This window comes from Methylobacterium sp. E-066 (assembly GCF_022829635.1).
Classification (GTDB): Bacteria; Pseudomonadota; Alphaproteobacteria; order Rhizobiales; family Beijerinckiaceae; genus Methylobacterium.
In genome coordinates this window covers 58,944-78,346 of sequence record NZ_JAKSYO010000125.1, presented here as the reverse complement: position 1 = coordinate 78,346, position 19,403 = coordinate 58,944, and the positions used below count along the sequence as shown (strand labels likewise).

The window sequence follows — 19,403 nt, the reverse complement described above, 5'->3', positions numbered from 1 at the left end:
GCTAGGCCGCGGCCTGGGCGGGACCCGGCGCCTCGGCTGTCGCGGCGTTGGTCAGGAGGCCGCAGATCCGGGCGATCGTCTCCTTCAGGGCGTGCCGGTGGACCACTTGGTCGACCATGCCGTGCTCGCGCAGGTACTCGGCGCGCTGGAACCCGTCCGGCAGCTTCTCCCGGATGGTCTGCTCGATCACACGGGGGCCGGCGAAGCAGATCAGCGCGCCCGGTTCGGCGAGATGCACGTCGCCGAGCATGGCGTAGGAGGCGGTGACGCCACCGGTGGTCGGGTTGGTCAGCACCACGATATAGGGCAGGCGCGCGGCGTTGAGTCGGCGCACCGCCACGGTGGTCCGGGGCATCTGCATCAGCGACAGGATGCCCTCCTGCATGCGGGCGCCGCCCGAGGCCGAGAACAGCACGTACGGCGTACGCTTCTCCAGGGCGGTCTCGGCACCGCGCACGAAGGCCTCGCCCGCCGCCATGCCGAGGGAGCCGGCCATGAAGCCGAATTCCTGCGCCGCCAGGGTCATCGGCAGGCCGCCAACCCGGCCGAAGCCGATCTTGAACGCGTCCTGCAGCCCGGTCTTGGCGCGGGCCTCCTTGAGCCGGTCGACGTAGCGCTTCTCGTCGCGGAACTTAAGCGGGTCGGTGGCGACCTCGGGGAGCGCCACGTCGATCCAGGTGCCCTCGTCGAACATCATCTTGAGGCGCGCGGCGGCGCTCATCTTCAAGTGATGCTCGGAGCCGGGGATCACCCAATGGTTGGCCTCCACCTCCTTGTGGAACACCATCTGGCCGGTATCCGGGCACTTGACCCAGAGATTCTCCGGCGTCTCGCGCTTGAACAGGGTCTTGATCCGGGGGCGCACCACCTCCGAGATCCAGTTCATCGGTTCGACCATCGACTCGTGTCCGTTCGCTTCAAGCTCGCGCTGATATCAGGTGGTGGATCCCCCGGCGCCAGGGGGCGCGGGAATCCCAGGCTCAGGCCGCCCGGTCCACGCCTCCCGCGCGGACGCCGGCGGCGAGGTCCCGCACCAGCGCCTCCACGGCCGGGACGGTGCCGGCCTGAGGCCGTCCCTCGGCATCGAGCGAGCGGACCAGCGTGTCCACCAGCGCCGAGCCGACCACGACGCCGTCGGCGCCCTTGGCGATCGCCGTCGCGTGGGCGCCGGTCTTCACCCCGAAACCCACCACCACGGGCAGGTCTGTGTGGCGGCGGATGCGGGCGACCGCCTCCGAGACCTTGCCGAAATCCGGCGTCGCCGTGCCGGTGATGCCGGTGATCGACACGTAGTAGACGAAGCCTGCGGTGTTCGCGAGCACGGCCGGGAGCCGGCGCTCGTCGGTGGTGGGCGTGGCGAGCCGGATGAAGGCGAGCCCCTTGGCCAAGGCCGGCAGGCACAGCTCGGAATCCTCTTCCGGCGGCAGGTCGACGACGATCAGCCCGTCGACCCCGGCCGCCACGGCGTCGTCCAGAAACCGCTCGACCCCGTAGGTGTGGATCGGGTTGAAGTAGCCCATCAGCACGATCGGCGTGCCGTCATTCTCCGCGCGGAAGCGGCGCACGAGGTCGAGGGTACCGGCGACGCCCTGGCCAGCCTTGAGAGCGCGCAGGCCCGCAGCCTGGATCGCCGGGCCGTCGGCCATCGGGTCCGTGAAGGGCAGGCCGAATTCCAGGATATCGGCGCCGGCGCCGGGCAGCGCCTTCAGAACCTCTAGGGAGGTCTCCGGGTCGGGATCGCCCGCCATCACGTAGGTGACGAGGACGGCCCGGTTCTCCGCGCGGGCGCGGGCGAAGGTGGCGTCGATGCGGCTCGGCATGGATCTGATACGGGTTTTCGCGACGAAGGGACGGGATCCGGCCCAGGATTACCTCCGCGCTACACCATCGGCGTCGGCCCGTGAAGCGCTCGCCCCTGCGGCCTCGCGGTGGCCGGACCCCGCCTTGTCGGACGGATCGCAGACTCCATCTCCCGGCGTCCACCCCCTGGAAGATGAGGAGCGCGACATGGCGAAGGCCGACAAGCACCACATGGGCCCGGGCGGTCAGGGCAAGGGCTCGGGCAGCGGCGGCATGACCGATCTGCCGGACGGCGTGCTCGGCGAGAACGAGGTCCTGAGCAACCGGGACAAGTCTCGCCACGGCGACGAACGCGGACTCGATGGCAAGGCGGTCCAGACCGACCAGTACCAGGACCATGCAGCCAACCGGCAGGCGCCCGGCTCCGAGACCGAAGAGTCCTGAGGCCGGTCAACGGCGACCGGGCGGGCAGCGGCCGTGCGTGCGGCGCGGTTGTCCGCCCGCCCCGGCCCGCGTAGCCCTCGGGCATGAGTCTCGAAACACTCCCGACGCGCCGCTTTTCCGCCTTCCTGTTCGACATGGACGGCACGATCATCAGCTCGATCGCCTCGGCGGAGCGGGCCTGGACGCGCTGGGCGCAAGGCCACGGCCTCGACGTGGCGACCTTCCTGCCGACGATCCATGGCGTGCGCTCGGTGGACACGATCCGCCGGCTCGGCCTGCCCGGCGTCGATCCCGAGGCCGAGGCCGCGGCGATCACCCGGGCGGAGATCGAGGATGTCGGCGACATCGCCGAGATCCCGGGCGCCCGGGCCTTCCTGCGGGCGCTTCCTGCGGAGCGTTGGGCGATCGTGACCTCGGCGCCCCGGCAACTCGCCCTGCGCCGCCTGGAGGCCACCGCCATGCCGGTCCCGGCCGTACTCGTCGCCGCCGAGGACATCGATCAGGGCAAACCCGCCCCCGATTGCTTTTTGCTGGGCGCCGAGCGCCTGGGCGTCGCGGCTGCGGATTGCCTGGTGTTCGAGGATGCCCCGGCCGGCATCCGGGCCGGCGAGGCGGCGGGCGCCAGCGTCGTGGTGGTCACCGCCACCCATCATGCGCCGATCGAGACGCGGCATGCGACGATCCCGGATTATCGCGCGCTGACCGTCGATGCCGGGCCGGACGGGTTGCGCGTCGTCGGCGTCCGCTAACCGCGCTCAATGCGGTCACTCGGAACCTGTTTGATGCGTCTATCCCACCCAACCCCCTCATCCTGAGGCGACGGAGCGAAGCGGAGGCCTCGAAGGAGCCCTCCAGCCAGCCGGGCGATCCCTGGAGGGCTCCTTCGAGGCTGCTGCGCAGAACCTCAGGATGAGGGGAGAGATCGGGATCTCGATCGACTAAAACCGTGGTGCGAGTGCGATCACGCGGTCAAACAGGCTTTCAGGACCCCGCATCGAGACATACGCTTCTCCCAACGGTCCAGGATCTGCGCCGCCGCCCGCGCCCCCACCCCGTCATTCCGGGGCCGCGAAGCGGCGCCCGGAATCCAGAAACACAGGTGGCGCAAGGCCTTGCAATGTCGGCGGCTCTGGATTCCGGGCTCGCCTACAGCGCCCCGGAATGACGGGGTGGGTCACTTCGCGGTCGCCGGAATGCCGCTTGCAGAATGGATGAGCGCGACCGGAAAGGCCGCGCCCCGGAATTGACTTCTCCCCGCCGAACCGCGGCAATATCCGGGCACGAAGTCAGACACCGAACCGGGACAGCGAGCGCATGACCAAGCCGAACGGCGTCCCGGGCCTCTTCGAGACCGTGGAGGGGCAGCGGCTCGTGCAGGCGCGGACCGATCCGGCCTGGCGGCGCTGGGGGCCGTATCTCAGCGATCGGCAATGGGGCACGGTGCGTGAGGATTACAGCGCCGACGGCGAGGCCTGGGATTCGCTGCCCCACGACCACGCCCGGTCCCGGGCCTATCGGTGGGGCGAGGACGGGATCGGCGGCTTCGGCGACCGGCACCTGAACTGGTGCCTCGCGCTCGCCCTGTGGAACGGCCGCGACCCGATCCTGAAGGAGCGCCTGTTCGGCCTCACCAACGCCGAGGGCAACCACGGCGAGGACGTGAAGGAGCTCTATTACTACCTCGACGGCGTTCCGACCCACGCCTTCATGCGGATGCTCTACAAGTACCCGCAGGGCGCGTTCCCCTACGAGCGCCTGCTCGAAGAGAACCGCCGCCGCGGCCTCGACGATCCGGAATTCGAGCTGCTCGAGACCGGCCTGTTCGACGAAGGCCGCTACTTCGATGTCGAGATCGCCTACGCCAAGGCCGGCCCCGACGACGTGCTGATGCGGGTCACCGCCACCAATCGCGGTCCCGAAACCGCCGACCTCACCCTGCTGCCGCAGCTCTGGGCCCGGAACCTGTGGTCGTGGAAGGCCGGCACCGAGAAGCCGGAGCTGTCCGCCGGCTCGGACGGGTCTGTCTGGGCGCGCCATCCGAGCGTGGCGCCGATGCGCTTCTTCGCCGAGGACGCGGCCGAGTTGCTGTTCACCGAGAACGAGACCAACACCCACCGGCTGTTCGGCACCGGCCCGGAGGCCGGGTTCTACAAGGACGGGATCGATCGGCGCGTCGTCCAGGGCGAGGCGGGGGCGGCCAACCATCTGTCCGGCACGAAATGCGCGGCCCGTTACGACCTGCATCTCGGCCCCAGCGAGTCGCGCACCCTGCGGTTGCGGCTGCGCCCCGAGACCGCGCCCGGCGAGCCCTTCGCGGATTTCGATGCGGTGTTCGCGGCCCGCGAGGACGAGGCGGATGCGTTCTACGGCGCCCTGCAGGCCGCGATCCCCGATCCCGAGATGCGGCTCGTGCAGCGGCAGGCGCTGGCCGGCATGCTGTGGTCGAAGCAGCTTTATCATTACGACGTGCGCGAATGGCTGGCCGGCGATCCGGCGCAGCCGGCCCCCGCCCCCGCGCGCCGGCACGGCCGCAACGCCGATTGGGCGCATCTGCGCGCCAACGACATCATCTCGATGCCGGATGCCTGGGAATACCCCTGGTTCGCCTCCTGGGACCTCGCCCTCCAGGCGATCGTGTTCGCGCTGATCGACCCGGATTTCGCCAAGAACCAGCTCCTGCTGCTGGTGGACGAGGCCTATGCCCACCCGAATGCGGCGCTGCCGGCCTACGAATGGGGGTTCGGGGATGCCAACCCGCCGATCCACGGTCTCGCCGCCTGGCGGGTGTTCGAGCTGGACCGGGCGCTCACCGGCACCCCCGACCACGTGTTCCTCAAGCGGATCTTCAACAAGCTGACCCTGAACTTCACCTGGTGGGTGAACCGCAAGGATTCCGACGACCGCAACCTGTTCCAGGGCGGTTTCCTGGGGCTCGATAATATCGGCATCTTCGACCGCTCGAAGCCGGTCGGCGACGGCGCCACCCTCACCCAGTCCGACGCGACCGCCTGGATGGCGGCCTACGCCCTCAACCTGATGCGCATCGCCATCGAGCTGGCGCTCCAGGACCCGACCTACGAGGACATGGCGGAAAAGTTCTTCGAGCACTTTCTGCTCATCGCGGCGGCGACCGGCGACGGCGTCTGGGACGAGGCGGACGGGTTCTTCTACGACGTCATCGAGACCCGCGACGGTCACCGCCTGCCGATCCGGGTGCGGACCATGGTCGGCCTGATCCCGATCTTCGCGGTCACGACGATCAGCGCGCATGATCTGGACAAGCTGCCCGCGCTCCGGAACCGGATGCGGTTCTTCCTGGAAAACCGCCCGGACCTGGCGGCCCTGGTCTCGCGCTGGAGCGTACCCGGCGAAGGTCAGACCGTGCTGCTGTCGCTGCTGCGCGGCCACCGGCTGAAGGCCTTGCTGCACCGGGCCCTCGACCCGGCGGAGTTCCTGTCGGAGCATGGGTTGCGGGCGGTCTCGCGCAGCTATGCGGACCAGCCGTTCTGCTTCCCCTGGGACGGCCGGGACATGGGGCTCGCCTACGAACCGGCGGAATCGCGCTCCCGCCTGTTCGGCGGCAATTCGAACTGGCGCGGGCCGGTCTGGATGCCGGTCAATTATTTGCTGATCGCCGGGCTGAACCAGTTCTTCGCCTATTACGGCCCGGATTTCCGCGTCGAGGCGCCGACCGGCTCGGGGCGGACCTACTCGCTCCGGGAGATCGCGGAGAAACTGTCGCGACGCCTCATTGGCCTCTCGACCCGCGGCTCGGATGGGCACCGACCGGTCTACGGAGACAGCCGGATCGAGCAGGAGGACCCGCATTTCCGGGATCTGGTGCTGTTCTACGAATATTACCACGGCGACACCGGACGTGGTGTCGGCGCCTCGCATCAGACCGGCTGGTCCGGCCTCGTGGCCCTGCTGATCCAAGAGGTTTCGACGGCGGAAGGCCGGCCGTGACGCACACGGCCGGCCCTGCCCGACATGACGTCAACCGTCGTTATTCCGCCGCCTGCTGCATCCGCAGCTTCTGGCCGAGCCCGATCTCGCGCGAGATCTTCGAGCGCCGGGCGCTGTAGGCCGCCGAGACCAGGGGGTAATCCACCGGCAGGCCCCACTTGGCCTTGTAGGCCTCCGGGGTGAGGCCGCGCAGGGTCAGGTGCCGGCGCAAGGCCTTGTAGGACTTGCCGTCCTCGAAGCTCATGATCGTGTCAGGCCGGATCGAGGCGCGGATTTGTGCCTCGGTCGGCCGCTGGACCTGCCGCTCCACCGGCGCATCGAGCGCCGTGATCGAGCGGTGAACTTCGGACAAAAGGCTCGGGAGAACGGCGGCCGGCACGCTGTTCTTGGTCACGTAGGCGCTTAGGATCTTGGCGGCGAGTTCGACGCTCGGAGAGGTCGTCAGCATTGTCATCTCCCAAGGTTTTTAGTCGGACGATGCGGCTTTGTCGGGTCGATAGAGGGCAGTGCTGTCGGCTGCCGGTGATGGAGCCCGGAACAGAAATCCGGTCCGCCCTGGGGCAGCGCGTGGTGGCATTATGCGCCGGCTCGCTACGCTTACAACCACTGCGAGCATCTATTGCGCGGCTGTTTCTACTTAGAATTGATAATTCAGGTCAATGTCGAATTAACACGCGGCCTATGCGGCGGCTCGGGTGCGGTATTGAAGACTCACCGGACCTGTAGGGCCGAGAGCCGAGAGGGTTGCGCATGGAGGTTCTGGTTGTCGGTGCCGGTGTCGTCGGCTTGGCCGTGGGACGGGCCTTTGCCCTGAACGGGCATGCCGTTATCGTGGCGGAGGCCGAGGCGGCGTTCGGGACCGGCGTCTCGGCCCGCAGCTCCGAGGTGATCCATGGCGGCATGTACTACCCGTCCGGTTCCGCGCGCGCCCGCCACTGCGTGGATGGCGCCGAGAAGTTGTACAACTTCTGCGCGAATCACGGGGTGCCACATCGCGCCTGCGGCAAGTTGATCGTCGCCGGCGACGACGCGGAGGCCGACACGATCGCGGCGATCCGCCAGCAGGGCGAGGCGAACGGCGTCCCCGACCTGGAGCTGCTCGACACCGCGGCGGCCAAGCGCCTGGAGCCCAGCCTCGCCTGCACGCTGGCCCTGCATGCGCCCCGAACCGGGATCGTCGACAGCCACGCGCTGATGCTGGCGCTCCTCGGCGTGATCGAGGATCACGGCGGCGCCCTGGCGCTGCGCACGCCGGTAGAGCGCCTGTCCCGGCGGGACGGCCAATGGCACGCGGCCTTCGGCGGCAGCGAGCCGGGGGCGATGGCCTTCGACGCCGTCATCAACGCCGCGAGCTTCGGAGCACCCACCCTCGCGGCGCGGACGGAGGGCTATCCGGCCGACCGGGTGCCGGTGCTGCGCCTGGCGCGGGGGAATTACTTCGGTTGCACCGGAAAGCCGGCTTTCTCGCGCCTGATCTATCCGGCGCCGCGGATCGACGGCGGCCTGGGCATCCACCTCACCCTCGATCTCGCCGGCCGCACCCGGTTCGGGCCCGACGTGGAATGGGTTGAGCGCTTCGACTACCAGGTGGACCCGCAGAGGGCGGACAGTTTCTACGGCGCGATCCGCCGCTACTGGCCGGGCCTGCCGGACGCGGCGCTCTACCCGGACTACGCCGGGTTGCGTCCGAAGCTCACCGGCCCGGGCGAGCCGGCGGCGGACTTTTGGATCGACGGACCGGCTGAGCACGGGCTCCCCGGGATCGTCCACCTGTTCGGGATCGAGAGCCCGGGGCTGACGTCCAGCTTGTCGCTTGCGGAGGCGGTCATCGGGCAGCTCGACGCCTGAATGCTCAGAACAGCAGGTGCAGCGCCAGGGGCGCGAGGATCGCGGTCAGGAACGCGTTCAACCCCATGGCGATGCCCGCGAAGGTGCCGGCCGTCTCGCTGACTTGAAAGGCCCGGGCGGTGCCGATGCCGTGGGCCGCGAGCGCCGCCGCGAAGCCGCGGGCGCGCATGTCGGTGATCCGCAAAAGATTCATCAGCGGCGTCACCAGGATCGCCCCGATGATGCCGGTGAGGATCACCAGGATCGCGGTCAGCGTCGGGTCGCCGCCCAGCGCCTCGGCGATGCCCATGGCCACCCCGGAGGTCACGGATTTCGGTGCGAGCGAGATCAGGATCGGTTGCGGGATGTCGAGCAGCCGCGCCAGCACGATGACCACGGCCAGCGTCGTGGCGGCCCCGGCCACCAGGGCGGCCAGCATCGGCACCAGGGCGCGCAGGACCGTAGCCCGGCGCTCGTAGAGCGGCATGGCCAGCACCACGGTCGCCGGTCCGAGCAGGAAGTGGACGAACTGTGCGCCCTCGAAATAGGTCGGATACGGCGTGCCGGTGACCGCCAGGACGGTGCCGACCAGGATCACCGTGATCAGCACCGGGTTGGCGATCGGATGGCGTCCGGTGGCGACGGCGATCCGGTCGGCCAGGACGTAGGAGGTCAGGGTCACGGTCAGCCACAGCAGCGGCGTGCGGGCGAGATAGACCCAGAGCGAGAAGTCGCCGGACAAAGCTCAGGCCTCCCCGTCGGGCCGGCGCCGCTCGACCCGGGACGCGACGGCGCGGAACACCAGCACGGTCACCAGCAGCGACAGGGCGGTCGAGACCACCAGCACGATGGCGAGCTTGAGCCCCTGCGCCCGGAGCAGGTCGAGGCGGCCGACGACGCCGACGCCGGCCGGCACGAACATCAGCGACAGGTTCATCAGGAGCCCCCGCGCCGTGGTCTCGAGGGTGCCGTCGGTCAGGGGCTTCGGCAGGACGCGCGGCAGGCCGAGGCGGCTGTCGCGCAGCAGAAGGAAGCCGAACATCAGCCCCATGCCGATCACCGGCCCCGGGATCGGCACGCCAGCCCCGCGGGCCAGGGCCTCACCCAGGAGCTGGGCGAGCAGGATCAGCGCCAGGCTGGCGATCATCGTCCGGGACCGTGCGGTCAGACGGCGCCGACGCCGTGCTGCCCGGTTCGCCGGGCCGCGGTGACCGCCGCCTCGTCGAAGCCGAGCAACCGGCCGAGGCGCTCGACCAGCGCCTCCTCGAATTCGTCGACGGTCCCGTCCGCGGCGGCCACCGACCAGGCCATGGTCAGCAGTTCCTGCCGCTCGGCCTTGTTGGCCTCGTGCGGGATCATCTCGACGAGGCTCGCCACGTCGCGGGTCTCGGCATCGATCGCGGCGGCGCGCTCGATCAGCGCCCGGGCGGCGTCCGGCCCCTCGGCGTAGCGGCCCTGCACGATCCGGGACAGGCGTTCGCTCTCGGCGGGCGCCAGGATGCCGTCGACCCGGGCGACGTGCACGAGCAGCGCGGTGGCCGCGAGATGGGTATCGTCCACCGGCTCGGAGACGCCGACGCCGAGGGCCTCGGTCGCGTAGGCGCGCAGGCGTGCGATCAGGGACATGTCGGCTCCGAGGGTTCCTGACGGCACAGTTCGGTTCGTGCGACCCGCCGTCAAGGATAGCGCATCACGTGGACGTGAAGCGTGGCATTGGTGCATCGATCAGCGCTTCGCCGCCTCGGTCGCCCCCGCGACCAGGGGCGCCAGGATCGCGTCCGCCGCACGCACGATCGCCGGGCCGGCTTGCGTGGGCGTTCCGGCCTGGAACGGCGGCTCCGGGGCGTATTCGGCGACGAGTTGGGCGGTGCGGGCATAGTCCGGGCCGCGCAGGCGGGCGGCCAGTGCCAGGGCGAGATCGAGCCCGGCCGAGATGCCGGCCGCCGTGGCCCGATCGCGGTCGAACACGACCCGCTCGGCCACCGGGACGGCGCCGAGCAGCGGCAGAACCGCGTCGCGCACGCACCAATGCGAGGTGGCGCGATAGCCCCTGAGCAGACCGGCCGCCCCGAGGATCAGCGAGCCGGTGCAGACGCTCGTCACCCAGGTGGCACGAGCGGCGCGGTCGCGCAGGAAGGCCAGCAGCGCCGCGTCGCGCATCTGCGCCGGCGTGCCATCGCCGCCGGGGACGAAGAGGACGTCGAGATCGGGCGGGCAGGCTTCGAAGGCATGCGTCGCCACGAGGCCCAGGCCCGTATCGCTGGCGATGGGGCCTGCGGATTGCGCCACCAGGTACAGGCTGCCGGGAGCCAGGCCGGCCAGCAGCGCCTGCGGTCCGACCAGATCGAGGGCGGTCATGCCCGGATACAGGATCATGGCGATCCGGACCGGACGGTCCTGCGGGATCGGGGCCGGCGCGTCGGCGGCTTCGGACCGGGCCGGCCCGAAAGCCGCCGCGGCGGCACCGGCGGCGATCACGGCCCTGCGGCTGAGATCCGGCGGCGTCACGCCCGGGCCGGGCGGGTTACAGCGGCCACGCGGCGTCCCGGTAGGCGCTGTCCCAGAACAGCCATTCGAGCCGCGTCGCCTGCGTGAAGGCGTCGTGCATGCGCGCGAGCGTACCCGGGGAAGCCTGCTCCGCCGCGCGGTCGGTAGCGGCGATCATCCCCGCCACCGCCGCGGCGAACTCCTCGCCCGCATAGGTATCGATCCAGGCCCGGTAGGGATTGTCCGCGACCGCCCGGGCGAAGATGTCGTCGCCCACCGCCTTGTAGATCCAGAAGCACGGCAGCAGGGCCGCGCACAGCACCTCGAACGGCTCGGCATAGGCCGTGGCGAGCAGGTAGGAGACGTAGTGGTGGCAAGCGGGCGTCAGCGGCGTGCCCGCAAACGTCTCCGGGCCGATCCCGTAATCGCGGAAGAAGCCGCCATGGAGGGCGCGCTCGACCACGATGGCGTCCTGCGCGGCGCGGGAGAACTGGACGATCCCGTCCGGGTCCGGCGCCTTCGCGGCGGCGAGGCTCAGCGCCCGGCCGAAGCCGATCAAGTAATGCGCGTCCTGGACGATGTAGTGGCGGAACCTGTCCTGCCGCAGCGTGCCGGCGGCGAGCTCCCCGTTGAACGGCATCGTCCGGATGGTCTCGTAGGCCGCCGCGTTGCGCGCCCAGGCCTCCCGGGAGAAGGAATTTGGGCCCCGGTCACCATCGGTCAAAGGCACCTCCTGCCCAGTCTCAGCTACAGGATATTCAGGTTCGCCTGGCGGACGCCAGCACATCATGCGCCGGAGAAAGCGCAGGTCCCCTATCCCGTGCGGGAGAGGGACAGGGTGAGGGATGCGACCTCTCCGGAAAGACCGGGTCCCTCACCCCCACCCTCTCCCGCACGGGAGAGGGGGCGCGTCGCAGCTTTCAGGAGCGATGGCGCTTCGAACCCGTGTGGCCGAAGCCGGTTCACGGCAGGCTGTCTATCTATCCCGGACATCGGCGCCACCGTTCAGGGGATCGCATTACCCCTGCCGCTGGGCGTGCGTGACGGCCACGTGGATCAGCTCGGCCAGAGTCCGCACGCCGAGCTTCTGGCGCATCTGCGAACAGGCGTTGGTGACGGTCTTGTAGCTCACCGACAGGTCGGCCGCGATGGCGCCGTAGGAGCGGCCTTGCGCGAGACGCGCCAGGATCTGCTGCTCGCGGGGGGTGAGCTGGGATTCCGGGGTGCGCCGGGCATCGGCGCGCAGCATCGCGACCTCGGTGGCGAGCCGGCGGTCGAGATAGACCTCGCCGACCCGGACCTTGCCGAACGCCTCGAACAGCTCGGCCGAGGCGTGGTCCTTCAACACGTAGCCGAGCGCCCCGGCCTCCAGGGCGCGCGCGACGATCACCGGATCGTTGTGCATGCTGAACACCAGGATCCGCGTCTCCGGCGCGACCGCGCGGATGCGGCGGATCAGGCCGAGCCCGGCCATGCCGCTGCCCTGGAAGGTCAGGTCGCAGATCACCACCGGCGGCCGCAGCCGGTGGAAGATCCGGTAGCCGCCGACCACCGTGGTCGCCTCCGCGATGGTCTCGACGCCGGAATCCTCGAGGACCCGTCGACAGCCCTGGAGGACGATCGGGTGATCGTCGATCACGAGGACCGGCAGGCGTGTGGCGGCGGCGTCGATCTGGGAGGCGATGGCGTTCATGCGCTCGGCGCGTTGTTGTTCTCGTCGACCCGCTCCGGCGGAACGGGGATCATGATCGTGACGATTGCGCCGGGGCCGGCATTGTCAAGGGCGAAGGTCCCATCCAGTGCCTCGACACGCTCGCGCATCCCCGAGAGACCGAGGCCGGTGCGGTGTTCGGCGGGGATTCCCGTGCCGTCGTCGCGGATCGTGACGTGCAGTCTGCCAACCGCCTCGATGGCCTCGGCCTCGACCCGGGTGGCACTGCCGTGGCGCACGGCGTTGGTCGCGCTCTCCTGCACGCAGCGGAAGATGGTGAGGTCGACGAGGTCGCCGTAGCCGCGGGCCAAGCCGTCGAACCGGCCGACGAAGCTGGTGCCGGGATGCCGCTGGCCGAAGCCCCGCAGCAGCAGGTCGAGGCAGGTGGAGAGCGGCGCCTGCCCGAGCCCGTGCGGACGCAGGCGGTTCAGCAGCTCCCGGTTGACGGTCTGGACCTGCCCGACGATGGCGCTGATCTCGGCCGCCCGGGCGGCGAGTTTTTCGCGATTGGGCTCGGCCGGGCCGGAGGCGATCCGGGCGATCGAGGCGGCGTTGGCCTCCAGGGCGAACAGGCAGGGGCCGAACTCGTCGTGCAGTTCGAGTGCGGTGCGGCGGCGCTCATCGTCCTGGGCGGTGAGCAGCTGACGGTTGAGGCGGCCGTTGGCGCCGCGCACCTCGCTGAGGGCCTCGGCGACCTTGTTGAACCGCTCGGCGATCACCGCCAGCTCGCGGGCACCGGGGGGTTCCAGGCGCGCGGTATAGTCGTGATGCTCCAGTTGCGTCAGGCCGGCGCCCAGCCGTTGCAGCGGCGCCAGGATGCGGCCGAGGGCCAGATAGAGCGCGATCAGCATCGCGGCATTGATCGCCAGGGTGGTCATCGAGAGCGCCCGGGCATAGCCCCAAATCTCGTCGATCTCGTCCATCGGCTGGGTGGTGATCTGCGCGGTGCCCAGCGTCTGGCCATTGACGACGATCGGCAGGGTGTGGCGCTCGATCGGCGGCATGATCAGGTCGGCGAACCAGCGCGGCGCCTCGCGCTCGGATTTATGCGGCGGCATCGGCTTACCGACTTGGTCGCCGTCCGGTTCGAGGACGGCGACCCGGACGTGGCGCAGAACCTTGAAGCGCAGATCCAGGGTCTGGAGCAGCGTGTCGGGCGAGGTCGTGTCGGACAGGCGGATCGTGTCGGCGACCAGGGACTCGACGGTGGCAAGCGAGGCGCGCGTCTCGACCCGCACCGCATTGCGGGCGTTGAGGACGATCACCCCGCAGGAGACCAAGGCCGCCAACGCGTCGATGAACAGCACTACTGCGACGAGCCGCGCCCGGGTCGACCCATCGGCCCAGGGCCGGAAGCCGGCGCGGCGGGATGTCGGCGGCGGCGCAGATGTCGGAAGCAGGCTCGGTGTCGTATCCACGGTCAGACGCATAGCGGGCGTATCGCCGAAGTCCATGCCCCGGCCCGGCGCGGAAGAGGGGTTCATCCGCCCCGCCGGGGTGGAACCGATGACGGATTCTTAAGCGGCTTCGGCTTATCTTGTGGATAGCCGATCCTCGACTGGCCGGGCACGCAATTCGAGCCGACATCTTTGCGCCGTATTGCGGTTCCTCTATCGACTCTGGAGTCGACCCATCTCCGAATAAGGGAGAGAGGCGGCCGGTCATGGGGAGCCCGGTCGCGCGCGTCGTGCATCGTGTCTAGAGACCCCGGACCATGATCGATCTCGCCCTGGACCCGTCCGATACAAGACCGCATCGGTCGCCGGAGGCCCGTCCCGGACGCAAATCCAATCTGCGGCTCGTCCTGGTCGGGCTGGTCGGCGCGAGTGCCGTCGCGGGCTTCGGCGTCGCCGCCTCGACCCTGATGGCCGGGCTCGCCGCCCCCACGCCGGTCAAGCGCGCGCCGATGAGCCGGGCCGCGGACTGGCCCGAACTGAAGGACGGCCTGCCGGCCGTGGCCGGGATCGCCCCAGCGGCTCCCGTCGCGGCGAAGCCCGCGGAGCCGGAGAAGCCGGCCCTACGCATGGCCTCGTTGCCGGAGGCGTTGGCGCCCGCGGTTTCCCCCGCGCCAGCGAGCCCCGTCGTCCCGGCCCCCGCGCAGGCCGCGCCCGTCGCCGCTGTGGCTCCCGCCAAGAGCGTGGCCGTGCCCGAGGCGCCGACCAAGCGTATTCCCACGCCGACCCCGGTGACGCCGATCGCCACCCGTCAGGTGGTCGTGCCGCTGCCACCGACCCGCACCGCGGCGCTGCAGCCGCCGCGCGCGTCGGAAACGGTCCGGGCCCGCGATGTGGTCGCGCCCGCCGCGGTACCTGCGGCCAAGCCGGTCGCGACGACACCAGCCGCAGCTTCGTCCGAGAAGACCGCCCGCAAGGCGGTGGCCGTGAACAAGCCGCCCATGGCGAAGAAGACCGCGGACGCCGCCAAGCCCGGCGCTGCGGCCGCGACCGTCGCGCAGGCGGAGCCGGCCGACGAGGAGACAGAGGTGCTCGGCATCAAGCTCCCGTCCCTGGCGCCCGCCGGACGGAAGCTGAAGGAGAGCGTCGACGCGCTGGGCGACGCCGTCAAGAAGGTTTTTTGACATTCCCGCCCGGGGGACGACGCCCCCGGGGAAAATCCCAAAAAATCAGCTGCGGCCGGTGTTCCGGCCCGGCTTGGAATCGGGCCGGGGACCGGACCGCTCGGCGTGGCGCTGGTGCTTGCCGGCCCGCGGGCTGGCGAAACCCTTCGGACCACTGGGGGCGCTCTTGCGCTCGGCCGGACCGGCGTCGCCCGCCAGCGCCTCGACCTGAATCTCCGGCGAGCCGTTGCGGGCGAAGGATTCAGCGAAGCGCGCGGCGGCATTGCCGCGGATCTCGAACTTGGTCTCCCGGTCGAAGATCCGGATCGCCCCGATCTCCTGGCGGCCGATGCCGCCGCGGCGGGTCAGCATCGGCAACAGGCGGCGCGGATCGGCATTGTCGCGCCGGCCGAGATTGAGCCGGAACCACACCGCCGGCCCGAGGGCGGCGATCTGCTCGGGATTCATCGGGTCGTAGGGCGGCCGCTCGCTGACGCCGCGGGGCGCACGGCCCTCGCCGGGATCGCTGACCTCTTCAGGCGCCGGCAGGCGGGTGCGGTAGACCCGGGCTAGCAGCGCGGCGAGCTCTTCGGGCGTCTTGCCGGCGAGCAGGGCGCCGGCCAGCGCGACATCCTCCTCGGCCGGGGGCTCGGAGAAGAGCGGGTCGGAGAGCATGCGCTCGCCATCAAGCTTCCGGATGTCGTCGGCCGAGGGCGGGCCGGACCAGTCCGGGCTGACCTTGGCGATGGCGAACATCTGCTCGGCGCGGCGGCGCCGGGAATTCGGGATCAGGAGCACCGAGGTGCCCTTGCGGCCGGCGCGGCCGGTGCGCCCGCTGCGGTGCTGGAGCACCTCGGCGTCGTGCGGCAGGTCGGCGTGGATGACCAGGCTCAAGCCGGGCAGGTCGATGCCGCGGGCGGCGACATCCGTGGCGACGCAGACTCGGGCCCGGCCGTCGCGCAGAGCCTGGAGAGCGGCATTGCGCTCGCCCTGTCCGAGCTCGCCCGAGAGCGCGACCACCGAGAAGCCGCGCTCGGTCAGGCTGGCCTGGAGATGGCGCACCGCGTTGCGGGTGTTGCAGAACACGATCGCGGTCGGCGCATCCGCCTCGCGCAGGAGGTTGAGCACCACGTGCTCGGTCTCCCGGGGCATGATCCGCACCGCCCGGTAGGCGATGTCGGCGTGGCCCTTGCTCTCGCCCTTGATCGCCAGCCGCAGGGCGTTGCGCTGGTAGCGCTCGGCCAGCGACTCGATCGCCTTCGGCAGGGTCGCGGAGAACAGGTAGGTCGCCCGCTCGGGAGGCGTCCCCGAGAGAATGAACTCGATATCCTCGCGGAAGCCGAGATCGAGCATCTCGTCGGCCTCGTCGAGCACGACGGCGCGCAGGGCCGTCGGGTCGAGGTTGCGGCGCTCCAGATGATCGCGCAGGCGGCCCGGGGTGCCGACCACGATATGGGTGCCGTCAGCGAGCATCCGGGCCTCGCGGCGGGGATCCATGCCGCCGACGCAGGCGGTGACGCGCCCGCCGGCCGGGGCGTAGAGCCACAGCAGTTCGCGCTGGACCTGAAGCGCCAGCTCCCGGGTCGGAGCGATCACCAGGGCGAGCGGCGCACCGGGCGGCGGCAGCGTCTCACCCCCGGACGCGTCATCATCGGCACTATCGCGAGTAGACTTGCCGAAGAACATGTCGGCCATGGCGAGACCGTATGCCACGGTCTTGCCGGAGCCGGTCTGGGCTGAGACGAGGAGGTCGCGGGCGCCGGCCGCAGCCTCCAGCACCGCGGCCTGGACCGGGGTGGGATCGGCGTAGCCGCGCTCGGACAGGGCCCGCGCGAGGGGGGCGGGCAGGGTCGGGAAGGGCAAGTTTCGGGAACTCTCAACGGCCGCGCCGCGCCCGGCAGCGCGCCATCGCGCGGCGGAGGAATCAGGCACCGGACTTTATTCGGGTCCCAGATGGTAGCGCCAACCGAGCCGGCTGACCACTCCCGCCACGGCATGGGCCGGTTGCGCGGGCTTGAGCGGGCGGGGCGAGCCTGCGTCGTCCACCTCTAAATCCTTGCTGCGCTCGGGCAACCCTGGCCTTGCCGGTCATCCGACCTATGACACGGCCTAGTTCTGTGCATCGCCCCATCACAGCGATCCGACCGGAGATGACCAAGACCATGACGGGAGCCCTGCGGCTGGCGGTGGCGTGGGCGACGGTGCTCGCCTTCGCGTGGTTCGGAAAGACCTGGCTCGGCGACCTGTCGCAGCCCTGGTTCGCGGGCGGCCTGTTCGCGTGGCTGCTCGCGGTGATCGTCTGGTCGGCTTTCGGGGTCGTGCACGAGGCCGAGGATCTGGCCCACCGGCTCGGCGAGCCGCTGGGCACCCTGGTGCTCACGCTTTCCATCGTGATCATCGAGGTGGCGCTGATCTCGGCCGTGATGCTCTCGGCCAAGGAAGCGCCGACCCTCGGCCGCGACACGATGTTCGCCGTGCTGATGATCGTGCTCAACGGCGTAGTCGGCCTCGGGCTGCTGATGGGTGGCCTGCGCCATCACCAGCAGAGCTACAACCTGCAGGGGGCCTCGGCCTTCCTGTCGGTGATCATCCCGCTGACCACCATCGCGCTGATCATCCCGAACTTCACCAGCTCGACCGCCGACGGCACCCTGACGACCCTCCAGGCGGTGACCTTCTCGGTCTTCACGCTGGCGCTCTACGGCGTATTCCTGTTGATCCAGACCAGCCGCCACAGCGATTTTTTCCAGGATTCCGAGGTCGAGGCGGAAGCCGGGTCCGGCGCGGGCTCGACCTCGGGCGGTGGGATCGCCAAGCATGTCTTGCTGCTTCTCGCCAACGTCGTGCCGATCGTGCTGCTGGCGAAAAGCCTGGCGGCGATCCTCGATCACGGCATCGCGGCTCTGGGCGCGCCCTCCGCCCTCGGCGGCGTGCTGATCGCCGCGATCGTGTTCACCCCGGAGGCGATCTCGGCGCTGAAGGCCATCGCCCGCAACGAGTTGCAGCGGGCGATCAACCTGTGCCTGGGGGCGGCCACCTCGACGGTGGGCCTCACCGTGCCGGCGATCCTCACCATCGGCCTGCTCACCGGCCAGACCGTCGTGCTGGGCCTCAAGCCCACCGAGATGACGCTGCTCGCGGTGACGCTGATCCTGAGCATGCAGACCTTCTCGGGCCTGCGCACGACCGTGCTGGAGGGGGCGGTGCACCTCGTGGTGTTCTTCGTCTACCTCGTGCTGATCTTCAGCCCCTGATCAGCTGCCGAATCGCTCGGTGCGGATCACCCCCGCCGGAACGCCCGCCGCCAGGATCAGGTCCGAGGCGGCGCCGACGAAGCGGTTCGAGCCGCAGAGGAAGACCTTTCCCGGCCGTCCGATCCGCGCCAGGGCGCCGGCTACCAGGGCGGCGTCGATCCGCCGGCCGCCGGCATCCCGGGTGGTGTTGAGGTGCAGGGAGAATCCCGAGCCGTCTCCGGCGAGCCGCTCCAGCTCGGGCAGCGCGATCGCCTCCGCGCGGGTGCGGGCAGAGTAGATCAGGGCCGCCGGGATTTCCGGGGCGACCTGCGCGCGCCGGCGCAGCATCGCCAGCAGAGGCACCACGCCGGAGCCGCCGGCTCCCAGCAGCAGCGGGCCGCCATCCGGGCCGTCCCATGAGAACGAGCCGCCGATCGGCCCGCGCAGCTCGACCCGGTCGCCGATTTCGGCAGCCTCCGAGAACCAGCCCGAGACCTCGCCGTTCGGCAGCGCCTCGACCATCAGCTCCAGGGTGCCGCTGCCGTCCGGCGCCGAGGCGATTGAGTAGCTGCGCTGGGCCTGGTAGCCGTCCTCGGCGGTCAGCCGGACATCGACATGCTGGCCGGCGCGGTAGCTCTGAGCGAGCTCGGAGCGCAGCCGAAAGCTCGTCACCTGCGGGGTGACGGGTGCGATCGCGGTGATCTCGGCCTGGTGCCAGCGGAAGACGATCGGCTCAGTCACCGGTGTAGCGCTGCTCACGCCAGGGATCCCCGTACATGTGGTAGCCGCGTAACTCCCAGAAGCCGGCCGTGTCGACGTTCGTGAAGCGCAAGCCCTTCACCCATTTGGCGCTCTTCCAGAAGTAGAGATGCGGCACCAGCAGCCGCGCCGGGCCGCCATGGTCCGGATGGATCGGCTGGCCGGCATAGCGGGTCGCCACCATGGCGCGGCCGTTCACGAGGTCGGCCACCGGTACGTTGGTGGTGTAGTCGTCGAAGGATTCCGCCAGCAGGAAGGCGGTCGGCGCCGTGATGCCGGCATCGGCCAATAGGTCGTCGAAGCTCACGCCCTCCCAGGCGGTGTCGAACTTCGACCACTTGGTGACGCAGTGGATGTCCCCCTGCCAGGTGGTGCGAGGCAGCGCCTCGAACTCGTCCCAGCTCCACGCCTTGATCGGCCGCGAGCCCTCGCGCAGCGTGAACCGCCAAGTGGCGAGATCCACGGTCGGGTTGGGGCCGATCTGGAGGATCGGGAAGTCGTCGGTGAGATATTGGCCGGGCGGGATGCGCGCGCCGGTCTCGGGCGGCTGCCTGCGCCCGACGAAGCCCCGTGTCACCATGCCGGCCTCCGCTCTGTCGCTCTCGCCCGGGTTTGGTGC

19 protein-coding genes are annotated in these 19,403 nt (G+C 70.3%); 6 read left to right on the top strand and 13 right to left on the bottom strand.

Features of this window, described 5'->3' with window-relative positions:
* Position 1 precedes the first annotated feature (1 nt).
* Both accD and trpA read right to left on the bottom strand, forming a co-directional pair.
* Entirely contained in the window at positions 2-898 is an 897-nt protein-coding gene (gene accD, locus MKL20_RS18350; protein WP_243968553.1) for an acetyl-CoA carboxylase, carboxyltransferase subunit beta, read from the bottom strand.
* Between the two features lie 82 nt (positions 899-980).
* On the bottom strand, positions 981-1,820 hold the full coding sequence (trpA, locus tag MKL20_RS18345) for a tryptophan synthase subunit alpha (RefSeq protein ID WP_243968555.1): 840 nt from the start codon (positions 1,818-1,820) through the stop codon (positions 981-983).
* Between the two features lie 187 nt (positions 1,821-2,007).
* Between trpA and MKL20_RS18340 the strand changes: the two genes are divergently transcribed.
* From MKL20_RS18340 to MKL20_RS18330, 3 genes are all read left to right on the top strand, one after another.
* Positions 2,008-2,244, top strand: a complete 237-nt coding sequence (locus MKL20_RS18340; protein WP_244037869.1) for a hypothetical protein — start codon at positions 2,008-2,010, stop codon at positions 2,242-2,244.
* Positions 2,245-2,327: 83 nt separating this feature from the next.
* Positions 2,328-2,993 carry an HAD-IA family hydrolase gene (locus MKL20_RS18335; RefSeq protein WP_244037868.1) on the top strand — a complete coding sequence of 222 codons (666 nt, stop codon included), beginning with the start codon at positions 2,328-2,330 and terminating at the stop codon, positions 2,991-2,993.
* 565 nt (positions 2,994-3,558) lie between these two features.
* A complete protein-coding gene (locus tag MKL20_RS18330) occupies positions 3,559-6,210 on the top strand; it encodes an MGH1-like glycoside hydrolase domain-containing protein (RefSeq protein ID WP_244037867.1) in 2,652 nt (883 codons plus the stop codon).
* Between the two features lie 40 nt (positions 6,211-6,250).
* Here the strand turns inward: MKL20_RS18330 and MKL20_RS18325 are convergent, their stop codons facing one another.
* Positions 6,251-6,658 carry a MucR family transcriptional regulator gene (locus MKL20_RS18325; protein WP_243968564.1) on the bottom strand — a complete coding sequence of 136 codons (408 nt, stop codon included), beginning with the start codon at positions 6,656-6,658 and terminating at the stop codon, positions 6,251-6,253.
* A 302-nt stretch (positions 6,659-6,960) separates the two neighbouring features.
* Here MKL20_RS18325 and MKL20_RS18320 point away from each other — a divergent pair, with 302 nt between their 5' ends.
* Positions 6,961-8,058 carry an NAD(P)/FAD-dependent oxidoreductase gene (locus tag MKL20_RS18320; protein ID WP_244037866.1) on the top strand — a complete coding sequence of 366 codons (1,098 nt, stop codon included), beginning with the start codon at positions 6,961-6,963 and terminating at the stop codon, positions 8,056-8,058.
* Between the two features lie 4 nt (positions 8,059-8,062).
* On the opposite strand, the gene MKL20_RS18315 is transcribed toward MKL20_RS18320, so the two are convergent.
* The 7 genes from MKL20_RS18315 to MKL20_RS18285 all read right to left on the bottom strand — a co-directional run bounded on the left by MKL20_RS18315 (position 8,063) and on the right by MKL20_RS18285 (position 13,689).
* The gene (locus MKL20_RS18315) at positions 8,063-8,779 is read right to left on the bottom strand and encodes an LrgB family protein (RefSeq protein ID WP_244037865.1); all 717 of its coding nucleotides are present in this window, start codon (positions 8,777-8,779) and stop codon (positions 8,063-8,065) included.
* Between the two features lie 3 nt (positions 8,780-8,782).
* Positions 8,783-9,184, bottom strand: a complete 402-nt coding sequence (locus tag MKL20_RS18310; protein WP_244037864.1) for a CidA/LrgA family protein — start codon at positions 9,182-9,184, stop codon at positions 8,783-8,785.
* Positions 9,185-9,201: 17 nt separating this feature from the next.
* Positions 9,202-9,663: a TerB family tellurite resistance protein gene (locus MKL20_RS18305; protein WP_243968570.1), complete on the bottom strand. Its 462-nt coding sequence runs from the start codon at positions 9,661-9,663 to the stop codon at positions 9,202-9,204.
* Between the two features lie 99 nt (positions 9,664-9,762).
* A complete protein-coding gene (locus tag MKL20_RS18300; protein WP_244037863.1) occupies positions 9,763-10,545 on the bottom strand; it encodes a DJ-1/PfpI family protein in 783 nt (260 codons plus the stop codon).
* A gap of 16 nt (positions 10,546-10,561) precedes the next feature.
* Complete coding sequence (gene tenA / locus MKL20_RS18295) at positions 10,562-11,248, bottom strand: thiaminase II (RefSeq protein WP_244037862.1); 687 nt, start codon at positions 11,246-11,248, stop codon at positions 10,562-10,564.
* Positions 11,249-11,542: 294 nt separating this feature from the next.
* Positions 11,543-12,217, bottom strand: coding sequence for a response regulator (locus MKL20_RS18290; protein WP_007561188.1), 675 nt, complete (start codon positions 12,215-12,217; stop codon positions 11,543-11,545).
* Positions 12,214-13,689, bottom strand: coding sequence for an ATP-binding protein (locus tag MKL20_RS18285; protein WP_244037911.1), 1,476 nt, complete (start codon positions 13,687-13,689; stop codon positions 12,214-12,216). Before MKL20_RS18285 ends, MKL20_RS18290 begins: the two co-directional genes overlap by 4 nt.
* A 260-nt stretch (positions 13,690-13,949) precedes the next feature.
* Here MKL20_RS18285 and MKL20_RS18280 point away from each other — a divergent pair, with 260 nt between their 5' ends.
* The gene (locus tag MKL20_RS18280) at positions 13,950-14,813 is read left to right on the top strand and encodes a hypothetical protein (protein WP_244037861.1); all 864 of its coding nucleotides are present in this window, start codon (positions 13,950-13,952) and stop codon (positions 14,811-14,813) included.
* A gap of 45 nt (positions 14,814-14,858) precedes the next feature.
* Here MKL20_RS18280 and MKL20_RS18275 read toward each other — a convergent pair whose 3' ends face one another.
* Positions 14,859-16,655 carry a DEAD/DEAH box helicase gene (locus MKL20_RS18275; protein WP_244037860.1) on the bottom strand — a complete coding sequence of 599 codons (1,797 nt, stop codon included), beginning with the start codon at positions 16,653-16,655 and terminating at the stop codon, positions 14,859-14,861.
* 299 nt (positions 16,656-16,954) lie between these two features.
* On the opposite strand from MKL20_RS18275, the gene MKL20_RS18270 reads away from it, so the two are divergent.
* On the top strand, positions 16,955-18,046 hold the full coding sequence (locus MKL20_RS18270) for a calcium:proton antiporter (RefSeq protein ID WP_313902731.1): 1,092 nt from the start codon (positions 16,955-16,957) through the stop codon (positions 18,044-18,046).
* Here the strand turns inward: MKL20_RS18270 and MKL20_RS18265 are convergent, their stop codons facing one another.
* Positions 18,047-18,784 (bottom strand): FAD-binding oxidoreductase, encoded by a 738-nt coding sequence (locus MKL20_RS18265; RefSeq protein ID WP_244037858.1) that lies wholly within the window; start codon positions 18,782-18,784, stop codon positions 18,047-18,049.
* Positions 18,759-19,364 (bottom strand): sulfite oxidase-like oxidoreductase, encoded by a 606-nt coding sequence (locus tag MKL20_RS18260; protein WP_244037857.1) that lies wholly within the window; start codon positions 19,362-19,364, stop codon positions 18,759-18,761. Before MKL20_RS18260 ends, MKL20_RS18265 begins: the two co-directional genes overlap by 26 nt.
* Positions 19,365-19,403: the final 39 nt, after the last annotated feature.

What these genes read in the sequence shown, in the direction of transcription:
- MKL20_RS18260 (WP_244037857.1), bottom strand. Translation starts at nt 19,364, where the DNA reads ATGGTGACACGGGGCTTCGTCGGGCGCAGGCAGCCGCCCGAGACCGGC.
- trpA (WP_243968555.1), bottom strand. Translation starts at nt 1,820, where the DNA reads ATGCCGAGCCGCATCGACGCCACCTTCGCCCGCGCCCGCGCGGAGAAC.
- MKL20_RS18310 (WP_244037864.1), bottom strand. Translation starts at nt 9,184, where the DNA reads ATGATCGCCAGCCTGGCGCTGATCCTGCTCGCCCAGCTCCTGGGTGAG.
- accD (WP_243968553.1), bottom strand. Translation starts at nt 898, where the DNA reads ATGGTCGAACCGATGAACTGGATCTCGGAGGTGGTGCGCCCCCGGATC.
- MKL20_RS18330 (WP_244037867.1), top strand. Translation starts at nt 3,559, where the DNA reads ATGACCAAGCCGAACGGCGTCCCGGGCCTCTTCGAGACCGTGGAGGGG.
- MKL20_RS18335 (WP_244037868.1), top strand. Translation starts at nt 2,328, where the DNA reads ATGAGTCTCGAAACACTCCCGACGCGCCGCTTTTCCGCCTTCCTGTTC.
- MKL20_RS18290 (WP_007561188.1), bottom strand. Translation starts at nt 12,217, where the DNA reads ATGAACGCCATCGCCTCCCAGATCGACGCCGCCGCCACACGCCTGCCG.
- MKL20_RS18340 (WP_244037869.1), top strand. Translation starts at nt 2,008, where the DNA reads ATGGCGAAGGCCGACAAGCACCACATGGGCCCGGGCGGTCAGGGCAAG.
- MKL20_RS18270 (WP_313902731.1), top strand. Translation starts at nt 16,955, where the DNA reads ATGACGGGAGCCCTGCGGCTGGCGGTGGCGTGGGCGACGGTGCTCGCC.
- MKL20_RS18305 (WP_243968570.1), bottom strand. Translation starts at nt 9,663, where the DNA reads ATGTCCCTGATCGCACGCCTGCGCGCCTACGCGACCGAGGCCCTCGGC.
- MKL20_RS18320 (WP_244037866.1), top strand. Translation starts at nt 6,961, where the DNA reads ATGGAGGTTCTGGTTGTCGGTGCCGGTGTCGTCGGCTTGGCCGTGGGA.
- MKL20_RS18280 (WP_244037861.1), top strand. Translation starts at nt 13,950, where the DNA reads ATGATCGATCTCGCCCTGGACCCGTCCGATACAAGACCGCATCGGTCG.
- MKL20_RS18325 (WP_243968564.1), bottom strand. Translation starts at nt 6,658, where the DNA reads ATGCTGACGACCTCTCCGAGCGTCGAACTCGCCGCCAAGATCCTAAGC.
- MKL20_RS18285 (WP_244037911.1), bottom strand. Translation starts at nt 13,689, where the DNA reads ATGGACTTCGGCGATACGCCCGCTATGCGTCTGACCGTGGATACGACA.